This window comes from Streptomyces sp. WAC05374, assembly GCF_004353505.1.
Classification (GTDB): Bacteria; Actinomycetota; Actinomycetes; order Streptomycetales; family Streptomycetaceae; genus Streptomyces.
This window is the reverse complement of sequence record NZ_SMNQ01000004.1, coordinates 381458-394895: the sequence shown is the minus strand read 5'-3', so window position 1 is coordinate 394895 and position 13438 is coordinate 381458. Positions and strand designations below refer to the sequence as shown.

Sequence of the window (13438 nt, the reverse complement as noted above, 5' to 3'; positions counted from 1 at the left end):
GCGGGTGCGCCTTCCGGACGCCCGGACCGGTCGGCGAAGATTGAGGCTGTCAGCAACACGGCGGCAGTACGAGCAGCGAGGAGCGTCCACGCAGATGGCCACTTCCGGTTCCGGAGCACGGCCGCCCACGATCGCCGACGTGGCCCGCGCCGCGTCGGTGTCACGGACGACGGTGTCGCACGCCCTGAACGGGATCGGCAAGGTCGACCCCCGGACGCGCGAGCGCATCAAGCAGGTCGCCGCCGAGCTCGGCTACCGGCCCAACCTGCGGGCGCAGCGGCTGCGGCGCGGGGAGGCGAAAGCCATCGCGCTGGCCTCCTCCATGCCCTTCGCGGTGGCCGGCGGGCCGTCCCGGCTCGGGTTCTACATGGAGGTCGCCGCCGCTGCCGCCGAGCGGGCGCTGCTGCACGGGTACGCCCTCGTGCTCGTACCGCCCGTGCAGGACGGGACGGCGCTGTACTCGGTGGACATCGACGGCGCCATCGTCGTCGAACCCGACCGGGACGACATGGCCGTGGCGCAACTGCGCGAACGGGGCCTGCCGTACGTGGCGCTCGGGCGCCCCACGGCGGAGGGGGACGACGCCCCGTACGTCGACCTGCGCGGCGGCCAGGTCGTCGACCTGCTCCTCGCCCACCTGCGCGAACAGGGCGCCCGGCGCCCGGCGCTGCTCATCGGCGCGGGCTCCCGGCACTCCGCCGTCGACGCCCGCGCCGCATACCTGCGGGCCGCCGCCGAGGACGGCCGGCCACCGGTCGTCGCCACGGCGCCCGAACAGGGCGGCGAACAGGCCGGGTACGACGCCTGCGCCGCCCTGCTCGCCGAGCACCCCGACACCGACGCCGTCTGCGCGCTCGTCGACGCCTTCGCGGTCGGCGCCGTCCGGGCGATCCACGACAGCGGGCGGCGCATCCCCGACGACATCCTGGTCGTGACCCGGTACGACGGGCTGCGCGCCCGGACCTGCGAGCCGCCGCTCACCGCCGTGGACCTGCACCTGGACCGGGCCGCCGGCGACGCCGTCGAACTGCTCCTCGCCCAACTGCGCGGCGACGTCCCGGCGGCGACGGCCACGGCGCCCGAACCGCGCGTCGTCCCCCGCGCCTCGTCGCTGCGGGCCGCCTCGCACCGGGACACGGCCCAGATGTGAGCCCACCGGGCCCGTCACAGCCCGAGCATCAGCCCCGTACCCGAGACGAGCGCGAAGACCAGCACGAACAACCGCATCCGGCGCGCGTCGAGCCGCTGGTGCACCAGCCGGCTCAGCCACGCCCCGGCGGCCAGGGCCGGCAGCAGCGCGACCGCCCAGCCGAGCTGGGCCGCGCTGCCCCGGCCGGTGGCGAACAGCAGGGCCAGCGAGGCCACTTCGCCGACGAGGAAGCACACGGCGACCGTGGCCCGCAGCTCCGCCGGCGGCCGGTGCTGGTACACCAGCGCCAGCGGCGGGCCGCCCACCCCCGTCGCCGTCTCCGTCAGCCCGGTGACCACCCCCGCGCCCACGTACGCCCCCCGTCCGGGGATGAACGCGGGTGCCGCGAGGCTCACCACCGCCGCCAGCACGGTCGCCACGCCCACGAACAGCCCCAGCCGCCGGTCGGGGATCACCCACAGCAGCACCAGGCCGCCCGGGGTGGCCGCCAGGCGCGCCGCGGTGATCCACCCGGCGCCCCGCAGGTCCAGCGCGGCCCGCTCGCGCCAGGCGACGTACAGGTTGAGCGGGACCATCGACGCCAGGACGAACACGGGCACCAGGCCCGCGTCCAGCAGCCCCGCCACGGGCGCGACGATCAGGGCGAAGCCCAGACCGCTCGCGCCCTGCACGAACGCCGCGAGGGCGACCGTGACGGCGAGGACGGCCACCGTCTCCGCACTCACGAGCAGGCCGCCCAGGCGTCGCCCGACGTGGGGTGGACCCGGGTCACCGGCGCCCGGAGCACCACCTCCCGGGCCAGTTCGCCCGCCCGGCGCACCAGCGCGGGACCGTCCCAGCCGGTCGGCCACCCGCGCCACAGCCGCAGCCGGCCGGCCACGAACACGGCGCTGATCTGATCGCGGTTGCCGCGCCGCACCAGCTCCCAGGGCAGGTCCCAGGACAGCGCAGTCTCCGGCGCCGACACGTCGACGAGCAGGAAGTCCGCGGCGGCGCCCGCCACGATCCGCCCGGTACGGCGGCCGAGCCCGACCGCGTCGGCACCGCCCCGGGCGGCCCGGTCCAGCCAGGTCCAGCCGGCGCCGCACGAGGAGTCGCCGGTGGCGAGCCCGTACGCAAGGCGCTGCGCGAACTCGGCGGCGTCGGCCAGCCGGAACCCGTCACCCCGCGTGCCGTCCGTCCCCAGCCCGAACCGGATGCCGCGCTCGGCCATGGTCGTCGCCGGGGCGACGGCGTTGCCCTTCCAAGCACTGGCCACCGGGTTGTAGCTGACGGCGGCACCGCTGCCGGCCAGCAGGCTCACCTCCCGGGGCGTGACCAGCGTGGCGTGCGCGGCCAGCAACTGCGGCCCGAGAGCGCCCACTTCGTGCAGGTACTCCAGGGGCCGCAGCCCGTGTTCCACCAGGGAGCGTTCCACGGCGGCGAGGTGCTCGTTGACGTGGATCTGGACGACCGCGCCCGCTTCGGCCGCCAGGCGGGCGGTGTGGCGCAGGGTGCGGGCGGTCGCGGCCTCCGGGACGGAGACGGCGAGGGACGGGTGGATCAGCTCCTCGGTGCCGTACCGGGCGAGGTGCTTCTCGGCGTTCGCCAGGACCGTGCCGGTGTCCCCGTCCACGTCGTTGCAGACCAGGCCGAGGACGCACCGGACGCCGGCGTCCCGCGCGGCGGCGGCCACCAGCTCCACGTCCACGGAGGCGCGGGTGCCCGCCTCGGCGACCGTGGTGAACCCGCCGCGCAGCGACTCGAGGGCGGCCAGCTTCGCCGCCACGTACACCGCCTCCTCGTCCAGGGCGCCCTCGAGCGGCACCCACACCCGGCGGAAGATCTCCGACGGCTCCCCGAAGGCGAGCGCGGCGCCGAAGCTCTGCGTGAGGTGGTGGTGGGCGTCGACGAAGCCCGGCATCAGGACGTGCCCGGGCAGCCGGACGGGCGTGAGGCCCGGGTGCTCCCGCGCCAGTTGCCCGGCCGGTCCGACCGCGCGGAAGGTGTCACCGGCGACGACGGCCGCGTAGTGGTCCTTCAGCCCGTCGGGCGTGAGCACCGCGTCGGGGGCCAGCAGGAGTCCGTTGCCGCCGGCGCGCAGACGGTCGGGGGTGAGCTCGTTCATCGGTCGCTTTCGGTACGGGTACGGGTGTGGGTACGGGGGCGGGGGAGACGGACGTGGTGGAAGAGGACGTTCAGGACGGCGGCCGTGACGGCGCCGACGGCGACGCCGCTCTCCAGGAGGATGCGGGCGTTGGGCGGGAAGCCGCCGTAGACACCGGGGATCAGGATCGGCAGCAGCCCCAGGGCGAGGGCGACGGCGCAGATGAAGGTGTTGGTGTGCCGGTCCAGCTCGCCGGCCCGCCCGAGCATCTGCACGCCGAGCACCGTGATGACGGCGAAGACGACCATGGCCGTGCCGCCCACGACGGCCGACGGGATGACGCTGATCGCCCGGGTGACGGGGGCCAGGAAGCCGATGACGATCAGGACGGCCCCGGCGGCGGCGGTGACGTACCGGCTGCGTACGCCGGTCACGCGGACGATGCCGATGTTCTCGCCGCTGGTCACCATCAGCGGCAGGCCGAAGAAGCCACCGAAGAGGGAGGTGACCGCGTCGCCCCGGATGGTCTTCGGCACGTCGGCCTTCTTGTCGATCTCCTTGCCCACCGCCTCCGCGTTGATCACCGTCTGGCCGGTCGCCTCCGCCATGGAGGCGAGGCTGTACAGCATCAGGGGCAGGGCGGCGAGCAGGTTGAACTCGGGTGACCCGAACGGCAGGGCACGGGGCAGGTTCAGCAGTCCGCCCTCGGTGGCCGTGCCGAAGTCGACGCCGCCGAGGAGGAAGGCGAGGACCGTACCGGCGATCAGGCCGAGCATCACGGCGAGCTGGCGCAGCACACCGGTGAACAGCCAGTAGAACGCGACGGTGAAACCGATCGTCGCCATGCCGAGGAGCAGGTTGACGGGGTCGGCGAACCCGGGCGTACCGGGGCGGCCGGTGACGAGCACGGCCCCGACCTTCACCAGGTTGACGCCGACGATCACGATCATCGTGCCGATGACCAGGGCGGGGAAGAACGCCAGAAGCCGGGAGAACACCGGCAGGACCACGAAGTAGAACGCGGCGGTGAGGATCACCGCCCCGGTGGCGGTGGGCAGCCCGTGCTGCTCGGCGATGGCCAGGAACAGGATGAGCGGCGCGCCCCCCGGCAGCATGACGAACGGCAGCTTCGGCCCGAACTTCCACGGCCCGAACGACTGGATCAGGGAGCCGATCCCGGACAGGACGAACGCGGCCGAGAGCAGGTCGACCGTCAGCCCCGGGTCGAGCCGGAGCGTGGCGCTCATCAGGAAGATCGCCGAGATGGGTGTGGCGGCCATGACCAGCACGTGCTGGAGCCCGAAGAGCAGGATGCGCCCGAGCGGCCGGGACTCGTCCACGGGATGGGGCGCCGCGTCCCCGGTGGACGTGGAACGGTCCCCGGCGGACGGGGGGCGGTCGCCGGTGGACGTGGAGCGGTCGCCGGTGGACGGCGGGCCCGGGGGTTGGGCGGGGGTGTCGGGGGATTCCAGGGCGTCGGGGGCTTCGGGGGCTTCGGGGGCTTCGGGGGCTTCGGGGGAGCGGGGGGCGGACGCCGGGGCGGCGTGGTCGGCGGACCCCGGTGGGGAGGGGACGCGGGGCGTGGGGCGGGGACTGGACACGTTCGAGCTCCGTTCGGCTCGCTCCGGTTTTGGCCGCGCTCCACCCGAGACGGGGGCGGAATCGCAGGGGCCAAATCGATTTGGCCGCCAGTATGTGAGGGCGGGCGGGGCGCGTCAAGGGATCGGTACGGCTCCGGTCCCGCGAACGGGCGGCCCGATTGCCGGGGGCATGGGGGCCACGTTTGATGGAAAGGGAGGCCCGAGCGGCCCGTTGGCCGGAAGGAGAGGCGACCGTGGTTCTCGTACTGCGCCCAGGAAGGCCGGACGACGCCCAGGAGTGCGGCAGGATCTGTTTCGAGGCGTTCGACGGCATCGCCCGCGCACACGGGTATGCGTCGGACATGCCCGGTGCCGAACCGGCCGCGCAGATGTTCCGGATGGTGCTGGACCACCCGGGCTTCTACGTCGTCGTGGCCGAGCAGGACGGGCGGATCGTGGGCAGCAACTGCCTGGACGAGCGGTCACCCGTCGCCGGCGTCGGACCGATCACCGTCGACCCGGCCGTACAGAACGGGGGCATCGGACGCCGGCTCATGCTGGACGTCATGCGGCGGACGGCCGAGCGCGGGGCGCCCGGCATCCGGCTGTTGCAGAGCGGGTACCACTGCCGGTCGTTCGCGCTCTACGCCGGGCTCGGCTTCGAGTTCCGCGAGACGGTCGCCTGCCTCCAGGGCCCGCCCATCGGCGGGGCGGTGCCCGGCCGCGAGGTGCGGGCGGCCACGGACGCGGACCTGGCGGCCTGCAACGACCTGTGCCGGCGGGTCCACGGGGCGGACCGCGGCGGGGAGCTCGCCGACGCGCTCAAGGCGGGCACCGCCCGGGTGACCGAGCACGACGGGCGGATCACCGGATACGCGACGGACCTGTCCTTCTTCGCCCACGCGGTCGGCGAGAGCACCGACGACGTCCGGGCGCTCATCGCCGCGGCACCCTCCTTCGGCGGCCCCGGCATCCTCGTACCGGCGCGCGACAGCGCCCTGTTGCAGTGGTGCCTCGGCAACGGGCTCAAGGTGCGGCAGCTCATGAGCCTGATGACGATCGGCCTCTACAGCGAGCCCGCCGGCGCGTACCTGCCGTCCATCCTGTACTGACCGGCGCCGGCGGTCGCCGTGCCGTCGGGGCGCACGGGCCGTCCGCGCTGCCGGCGCCGCCCGCACGTGCGGCCCGTCACCGCTACCGTGCCGCCCGCACATGCGGGCCGTCCGCGCTACCGTGCCGCCAGCACGTGCGGCCCGTCACCGCTACCGTGCCGTCAGCACGCGCGGCCCGTCCTCCGTGATGGCGACCGTGTGCTCCACGTGCGCCGCGCGGCTGCCGTCCCCGGTGCGGACCGTCCAGCCGTCCTCGGCCGTGACGTGGTCGTCGCCGCCACCGGCCACCAGCATCGGCTCGATGGCCAGCACCATGCCGTGCCGCAGCGGCATTCCCCGCCCCGGGCGCCCCTCGTTGGGCACGCCCGGGTCCTCGTGCATCCGGCGGCCGATCCCATGGCCGCCGAACCCGTCCGGGATGCCGTACCCGGCGGCACGGCAGACGCGGCCGATCGCGTGCGCGATGTCCCCGACACGGTTCCCGACGACCGCCGCGGCGATGCCCGCGTCCAGCGCCTCGTACGCCGTGCCGATCAGCCGCGTGTCCGCCGGGCGGGCCCGCCCCACCGTGAAGCTGATCGCCGCGTCGCCGGCCCAGCCGTCCAGGACCGCGCCGCAGTCGACGCTCACCAGGTCGCCGTCCCGCAGCCGGTAGCCGTCCGGTATGCCGTGCACGACGGCGTCGTTCACCGACGTGCAGATCACCGCCGGGAACGGCACCGGCGCCCACTCCGGGCGGTAGCCGAGGAAGGGCGACCCGGCGCCCGCCCCGCGCAGCACCTCGCGTGCGGTCCGGTCCAGTGCGGTCAGCGTGACACCGGGCGCCGCGGCCGCCCGTACCGCGGCCAGCGCCTCCGCGACGACCCGGCCGGAGGCGCGCATGGCCTCCAGGGAGGCGTCGGTCTTGATCTCCACCATGCCAATTACTATACCGGTATTAGTGTGGGGTCATGGTCCGAACCCCCCTCACCCCCGAAGAGCGCGAACGCGGCGAGCGCCTGGGGCGGTTGCTGCGCGAGGCGCGCGGCCCGCGCAGCATGGTCGAGATCGCGGCGGCGGCCGGGCTCTCGGCGGAGACGCTCCGCAAGATCGAGACCGGCCGCGCCCCGACCCCCGCCTTCTTCACGGTCGCCGCGCTGGCCGGGGTGCTCGGCCTGTCGATGGACGACCTCGTCACCCGGTGCGCGCCGGTGCCCTCCTGAGCGGAGGTCCGCGGAGGTCTCAGGAGCGCCGGTACAGCTCCGGCACCGAGACCTTGACCGGCTCCCGGGTGGTGCGGGCGATCACGACGACCACGGGCTCGTCCGGGTCGGGGTTCTCCTCGCGGTGCGGGACGAACGGGGGGACGAGGAAGAAGTCCCCCGGCCCGCCGGCGAGCCGCACCTCCTGGGTGCCGTCGTGGTACACGAACACCGGGTGCCCGCTCACCACGTAGATCCCGGCCTCCGAATCACCGTGGTGGTGGTTGTCCGTCCTGCTCGACGGGGGGTTCTCCACCAGGCCCATCCAGAGCCTGCTCGAGCCGGTCGTGCCGCCGCTGATGGCGGCGTGGCCGTCCTGGTCGCCGGACCGGACGTGGTGGACCCGGTCGTTCGGCGGTGTGCCCCCATCCGTGCCCCGAGCGGTCCCGGAGTTCTCGTACGCGGTCATCGTTGCCCTCCCGTTTCTCGTCGGCCCGGTCTCGTCGGCCCGGTTCCTCCCCGGTGCGACGGGAACCAGGCTGCGACACGCGCCCCGGCGCGCCAACCGCTGTTGCCGTTACGGCAATACGCGCGTTCGGGGCCTGGGGGCGCGCGGGACCGGGTCGGGGGCGTAGGGTCGCGGCCGTGATACCTGAAGGGTTGCGGCACGGCCGCTATGTCAGCCTGACCACGTTCCGCAAGGACGGCACGGGGGTCGCCACACCGGTCTGGTACGCCGTCGACGGCGACGAGATGTACGTCTGGACGCGCGCCGACTCCTGGAAGGTGAAGCGGCTGCGCCGGGACAGCCGGGTCGTCGTCACCGCGTGCGACGTGCGGGGCCGGGTCGCGGAGGGTGCCGCCCGCGCCGAGGGCACGGCGCGGCTGCTGGACGACCTCAAGGGCGTACGGAAGCTGCTGTCCCGCAAGTACGGCGTGCAGTTCTGGCTGGTCGACCTGCCGGCGGCGCTGGTGCGGCTGGGGAAGCGGCCGCACGTGGGCATCGCCGTGAAGTTCGCGCCCGAAAAGCTCCCGTAGCCCGGCCGTAACACGGCTGCGGTCGAATGCCTCCGGACCGGAGGATTCCCGTCGGCTGTGGGGCAGGGGCGTACATGACGGTGCATCACCTCCCGGAGGAGGTTGCGGCGTTCGCGCGCCGCCTCGGCGGGCTGGTCGCGGAGCTGGACGAGGGTGCCGGATGGTACGGCGTCTTCCGGCAGCGCGACCCCGACGGCATGCGGGCCTGCCTCGACGGCACGGAGGTGCCGCCCTGGGACGTCGTCGAGGCGCTGCTCCAGGACCTCGCGGCGGCCCGGGAACGGACGGCCGGCGCGGGAACGGTACCTGCCGAGACGGTACGCGTCCGGGAACTGCACGCCGCCGCGGTCGCCGCGTACGACCGGCGCCCCGGCGGGCGGGCGGCCCTGCACCGGAGGCTGGCCCTGATGGAGCGCGAACAGGCCGGCGCCGCCCGGCGCGGCCAGGAGCTGGTCGCCCTGCTGGCGACGGTGCCGGAGGGGTCGCCGGAGGCGGACCGCCTGGCCCACGACCTTGCCTGGGTGCGCGACGACCATGCGAGGGCGACGGCGCGGGTCGAAGAGCTGGGCGCCCGCCTGGCGGCCCTCCCCGAACCGCCCGCGCCGCCCCCGCCCCCGCCCGCCCCCGCTCCGGCCCGGCCCGCCCGCCGACGCCCCCGGGGCGCCCGGTACGCCTGGCTCGACGACGAGGACGACGCGGGCACGGACGCCCCCGACCCCGTCCCCGCTCCCGAGCCCGTGCCCGACCTGCCCGCGACCGCCCCCGCCCCGCGCGGCGCCCGCTTCGGAGGCGGCGCCGCAGCCCACGAAACCCCGCACCCCACCGATCACCCCACGCCCCACACCACCCCCCACCACGCCGATCACCCCACCCCCGCCACCCCCACGCCCCACGACACCGTCACCGCGCTGCTGCGCCTCCGGGCCGAAGGCCGGAGCGGTGAGGCGCACGCCCTGCTCTGCGAGGCCGCCACCTGGCCCGCCGCCCGGCTGCCCGAACTCGCCGCGGCACTCGACCGGGCCGGGCTGGGCCCCGACTGGGCCACCCTCCTGTGGGAGGCCGCCGCAGCGCTCCCGCCCGAGCGGCTCGTCGACCTCGTCGGGGCGCTGAGCGCCGACGGCAGGGACCTGGACGCCCGGCAACTGCTGCACCAGGGCGTGGCCCGGCCCACGGCCGAGACGGCGGCCGCCGTGCTGGCGCTCGACGAGAGCGGCCGCACCGAGGAGGCCCGGGTGCTGATCGCCGCGTTCGTCCGGAGCCGTACCGCCGAGGACGCCGCCCGCCTCGCCGCGTACGCCCCCCACCGTCTGGTGCCGCACCTGCTGGCAGCCGCCCGGGAGGCGGCCGCCACCTCGCCGTCGCACGAGCGGGACCTCGTGCACGCCCTGCGCGTCGCCGGCCTGACCGCGCCATGAGGCCCCCGCCCGCCGACGGCACAACCGATCACGAGGCTCCCCGCCCGCCGCGTACCTGACCACCCCGTGAAGCCCCCGCCCACCGCGCGCGTGACCGCCCCACACGCCACCCCGTGCGTGACCGTCCGAGTCGGCCCGGAAGCTTGCGCCTGTGGACCAGTCGGGTACGAAACATGATCGACTCCGACGGTTGACGGCGGCGGTCTTGCCCAGGGGTGTGACGAGGCTTACGTTCGCTTTCTACGCACCTGGTCTACGTGCGTAGAGGCTCTCTGACGCCGTGCCGAAGGAGCAGCTCATGTCCCACATCGTGCGCGCCGCCCTCGTCCAGGCGACCTGGACGGGCGACACCGAATCCATGATCGCCAAGCATGAGGAGCACGCCCGGGAGGCGGCCCGGCAGGGCGCCAAGGTCATCGGTTTCCAAGAGGTCTTCAACGCTCCGTACTTCTGCCAGGTCCAGGAGCCGGAGCACTACCGCTGGGCCGAGTCGGTACCCGACGGCCCGACCGTCCGGCGCATGCGGGACCTCGCCCGCGAGACCGGCATGGTGATCGTCGTCCCGGTCTTCGAGATCGACACCCCGGGCTTCTACTACAACACCGCCGCCGTGATCGACGCCGACGGCACCTACCTCGGCAAGTACCGCAAGCACCACATCCCGCAGGTCAGGGGCTTCTGGGAGAAGTTCTACTTCCGGCCCGGCAACCTCGGCTGGCCGGTGTTCGACACCGCCGTGGGCCGCGTCGGCGTCTACATCTGCTACGACCGCCACTTCCCGGAGGGATGGCGCCAACTCGGTCTGAACGGCGCCCAGCTCGTCTACAACCCCTCCGCCACCCACCGGGGCCTGTCCTCCCACCTCTGGCAGCTCGAGCAGCCCGCCGCCGCCGTCGCCAACGAGTACTTCGTCGCCGCCATCAACCGCGTCGGCCGCGAGGAGTACGGGGACAACGACTTCTACGGCACCAGCTACTTCGTCGACCCGCGCGGCCAGTTCGTCGGCGACCCCGCCTCCGACAAGGAGGAGGAACTGCTCGTCCGGGACCTCGACTTCCGGCTGATCGACGACGTACGGCAGACCTGGGCGTTCTACCGCGACCGGCGCCCCGACGCGTACGAAGGGCTGGTGAAGCCCTGATGGCCGACCTCCACACCACCGACCTGTACGCACGCCACAAGGCCGTCATCCCCGACTGGGTCTCCCTCTACTACCGGGACCCGATCGAGATCACCCACGGCGAGGGGCGGTACGTCTGGGACGCAGGCGGCAAGCGGTACCTCGACTTCTTCGGCGGCATCCTCACCACCATGACCGCCCACGCCCTCCCCGAGGTCACCAAGGCGATCAGCGAACAGGCCGGGCGGATCATCCACTCCTCCACCCTCTACCTCAACCGCCCCATGGTGGAGCTCGCCGAGCGCATCGCGCACCTCTCCGGCATCCCCGACGCCCGGGTCTTCTTCACCACCTCGGGCACGGAGGCGAACGACACCGCCCTGCTGCTGGCCACCGCGCACCGCCGCACCAACCAGATCCTGGCGATGCGCAACAGCTACCACGGCCGGTCGTTCTCGGCCGTCTCGGTCACCGGCAACCGCTCCTGGTCGCCGACCACCCTCTCCCCGCTGCAGACGCTGTACGTGCACGGAGGCGTCCGGGGCCGCGGCCCGTACGCGCACCTGACCGACGCCGGGTTCATCGAGGCGTGCGTCGCCGACCTCGAGGACCTGCTCGGGCACACCGGTGACGTCGCCGCGCTGATCGCCGAGCCGATCCAGGGCGTCGGCGGCTTCACCTCGCCGCCCGACGGGCTGTACGCCGCCTTCCGTGACGTCCTCGCCCCGCGCGGCATCCTCTGGATCAGCGACGAGGTGCAGACCGGCTGGGGACGCACCGGCGAGCACTTCTGGGGCTGGCAGGCGCACGCCGCGAGCGGCCCGCCCGACATCCTCACCTTCGCCAAGGGCATCGGCAACGGCATGTCCATCGGCGGCGTCGTCGCCCGCGCCGAGGTCATGAACTGCCTGACCGCCAACTCCATCTCCACGTTCGGCGGCTCGCCCATCACCATGGCCGCCGGCCTCGCCAACCTCTCCTACCTCCTCGAACACGACCTCCAGGGCAACGCCCGGCGCGTCGGGGGCCTCCTGTTGGAGCGGCTGCGCGCCATCGGGGCGAGCAGCGACCTCGTGCGCGAGGTGCGCGGCCGCGGCCTGATGGTCGGCATGGAACTGGTGAAACCCGGTTCGGACGAGGCCAACCCGGAGGCGGCCGCCGCCGTCCTCGAAGCGGCCCGCGAGGGCGGCCTGCTCCTCGGCAAGGGCGGCGGCCACAACACCAGCGCCCTGCGCATCGCCCCGCCCCTCTCCCTGACCGTCGCCGAGGCCGAGGAGGGCGCGGCGATCCTCGACCGGGCCCTGCGCTCCATCCAGCCGAAGGGGGCGACCCACCCATGAGCACCACCCGCACCCTCGTCCGGGGCGGTCTCGTCATCACCGCCACCGACGAGACCCACGCGGACATACTGATCGAGGACGGCCGCATCGCCGCACTCGCCGCCCACGGCTCCACCGTCTCCGCGTCGTGGACCGCCGAGCGGGTCATCGACGCCACCGGCAAGTACGTCATCCCGGGCGGCGTCGACGCCCACACCCACATGGAACTGCCCTTCGGCGGGACCTTCGCCTCCGACGACTTCGAGACCGGCACCCGCGCCGCCGCGTGGGGCGGCACGACCACCATCGTGGACTTCGCCGTCCAGTCCATCGGCCACGCGCTCCGCGACGGGCTGGACGCCTGGCACGCCAAGGCCGACGGCAAGTGCGCCATCGACTACGGCTTCCACATGATCCTCTCCGACGTCGACGAGTCCTCCCTGAAGGAGATGGACCTGCTCGTGGAGGAGGGCGTCACGTCCTTCAAGCTCTTCATGGCCTACCCCGGCGTCTTCTACAGCGACGACGGGCGCATCCTGCGCGCCATGCAGCGCGCGTCCGTCAACGGCGGACTGGTCATGATGCACGCGGAGAACGGCATCGCGATCGACGTCCTCGTCGAACAGGCCCTCGCCCGGGGCGAGACCGACCCCCGGTACCACGGAGAGGTCCGCAAGGTCCTGCTGGAGGCGGAGGCCACCCACCGCGCCATCCAGCTCGCGCGGGTCGCCGGCGGCGCCCCGCTGTACGTGGTGCACGTCTCCGCCGAGGAGGCCGTCGCCGAGATCGCCGCCGCCCGGGACAAGGGCCTCGACGTCTTCGGCGAGACCTGCCCCCAGTACCTCTTCCTGTCCACCGACAACCTGGCCGAGCCCGGCTTCGAGGGCGCCAAGTACGTGTGCAGCACGCCGCTGCGACCGCGCGAGCACCAGGCGGCGCTGTGGCGGGGCCTGCGCACCAACGACCTCCAGGTCGTCTCCACCGACCACTGCCCCTTCTGCTTCACCGGTCAGAAGGAGCTGGGCCGGGGCGACTTCTCCAAGATCCCCAACGGCCTGCCCGGGGTGGAGAACCGCATGGACCTCCTCCACCAGGCCGTCCTCGACGGCCACATCAGCCGCCGCCGCTGGATCGAGATCGCCTGCGCGACCCCGGCCCGCATGTTCGGCCTCTACCCGAAGAAGGGCACCCTGGCGCCCGGCTCCGACGCCGACGTGGTCATCTACGACCCGCACACCGAGCAGACCATCTCCGCCGCCACCCACCACATGAACGTGGACTACTCCGCCTACGAGGGGAAGACCGTCACCGGGCAGGTGGAGACCGTCCTCTCGCGCGGCCATGTCGTCATCGACCGGCGCACCTACACCGGCCGGCCCGGTCACGGCATCTACACCCCCCGCTCCACCTGCCAGTACCTCGACTAGGAGGCGACGA

Annotated in this window: 13 protein-coding genes; 8 read left to right on the top strand and 5 right to left on the bottom strand. The window is 73.9% G+C overall.

Annotated elements, in window-relative coordinates; genetic code table 11:
* Positions 1-94 precede the first annotated feature (94 nt).
* Entirely contained in the window at positions 95-1150 is a 1056-nt protein-coding gene (locus E2B92_RS12200; protein ID WP_126888165.1) for a LacI family DNA-binding transcriptional regulator, read from the top strand.
* Between the two features lie 14 nt (positions 1151-1164).
* On the opposite strand, the gene E2B92_RS12195 is transcribed toward E2B92_RS12200, so the two are convergent.
* From E2B92_RS12195 to E2B92_RS12185, 3 genes are read right to left on the bottom strand one after another with little or no spacing between them, the layout of a single operon-like run.
* The gene (locus E2B92_RS12195; protein ID WP_126888164.1) at positions 1165-1875 is read right to left on the bottom strand and encodes a sulfite exporter TauE/SafE family protein; all 711 of its coding nucleotides are present in this window, start codon (positions 1873-1875) and stop codon (positions 1165-1167) included.
* On the bottom strand, positions 1872-3257 hold the full coding sequence (locus E2B92_RS12190; RefSeq protein WP_126888163.1) for an amidohydrolase family protein: 1386 nt from the start codon (positions 3255-3257) through the stop codon (positions 1872-1874). The genes E2B92_RS12195 and E2B92_RS12190 overlap by 4 nt, the downstream gene beginning before the upstream one ends.
* Positions 3254-4516, bottom strand: a complete 1263-nt coding sequence (locus E2B92_RS12185; protein WP_443070279.1) for a uracil-xanthine permease family protein — start codon at positions 4514-4516, stop codon at positions 3254-3256. Before E2B92_RS12185 ends, E2B92_RS12190 begins: the two co-directional genes overlap by 4 nt.
* Before the next feature lie 554 nt (positions 4517-5070).
* Here E2B92_RS12185 and E2B92_RS12175 point away from each other — a divergent pair.
* Positions 5071-5928 (top strand): GNAT family N-acetyltransferase, encoded by an 858-nt coding sequence (locus E2B92_RS12175; protein WP_200836954.1) that lies wholly within the window; start codon positions 5071-5073, stop codon positions 5926-5928.
* Positions 5929-6078: 150 nt separating this feature from the next.
* Here the strand turns inward: E2B92_RS12175 and map are convergent, their stop codons facing one another.
* The gene (gene map / locus E2B92_RS12170; RefSeq protein WP_126889469.1) at positions 6079-6846 is read right to left on the bottom strand and encodes a type I methionyl aminopeptidase; all 768 of its coding nucleotides are present in this window, start codon (positions 6844-6846) and stop codon (positions 6079-6081) included.
* Positions 6847-6878: 32 nt separating this feature from the next.
* Between map and E2B92_RS12165 the strand changes: the two genes are divergently transcribed.
* Positions 6879-7130 (top strand): helix-turn-helix domain-containing protein, encoded by a 252-nt coding sequence (locus tag E2B92_RS12165; protein ID WP_126889470.1) that lies wholly within the window; start codon positions 6879-6881, stop codon positions 7128-7130.
* Between the two features lie 19 nt (positions 7131-7149).
* Here the strand turns inward: E2B92_RS12165 and E2B92_RS12160 are convergent, their stop codons facing one another.
* On the bottom strand, positions 7150-7578 hold the full coding sequence (locus E2B92_RS12160) for a cupin domain-containing protein (RefSeq protein ID WP_126889471.1): 429 nt from the start codon (positions 7576-7578) through the stop codon (positions 7150-7152).
* 176 nt (positions 7579-7754) lie between these two features.
* On the opposite strand from E2B92_RS12160, the gene E2B92_RS12155 reads away from it, so the two are divergent.
* From E2B92_RS12155 to hydA, 5 genes are all read left to right on the top strand, one after another.
* Positions 7755-8147 (top strand): PPOX class F420-dependent oxidoreductase, encoded by a 393-nt coding sequence (locus tag E2B92_RS12155; RefSeq protein ID WP_126889472.1) that lies wholly within the window; start codon positions 7755-7757, stop codon positions 8145-8147.
* 74 nt (positions 8148-8221) lie between these two features.
* Positions 8222-9562, top strand: coding sequence for a hypothetical protein (locus E2B92_RS12150; RefSeq protein WP_133087508.1), 1341 nt, complete (start codon positions 8222-8224; stop codon positions 9560-9562).
* 298 nt (positions 9563-9860) lie between these two features.
* Positions 9861-10703, top strand: a complete 843-nt coding sequence (locus E2B92_RS12145; RefSeq protein WP_126884305.1) for a nitrilase-related carbon-nitrogen hydrolase — start codon at positions 9861-9863, stop codon at positions 10701-10703.
* Positions 10703-12022, top strand: a complete 1320-nt coding sequence (locus E2B92_RS12140) for an aspartate aminotransferase family protein (RefSeq protein ID WP_126884304.1) — start codon at positions 10703-10705, stop codon at positions 12020-12022. Before E2B92_RS12145 ends, E2B92_RS12140 begins: the two co-directional genes overlap by 1 nt.
* A complete protein-coding gene (gene hydA / locus E2B92_RS12135) occupies positions 12019-13428 on the top strand; it encodes a dihydropyrimidinase (RefSeq protein WP_126884303.1) in 1410 nt (469 codons plus the stop codon). The genes E2B92_RS12140 and hydA overlap by 4 nt, the downstream gene beginning before the upstream one ends.
* Positions 13429-13438 lie beyond the last annotated feature (10 nt).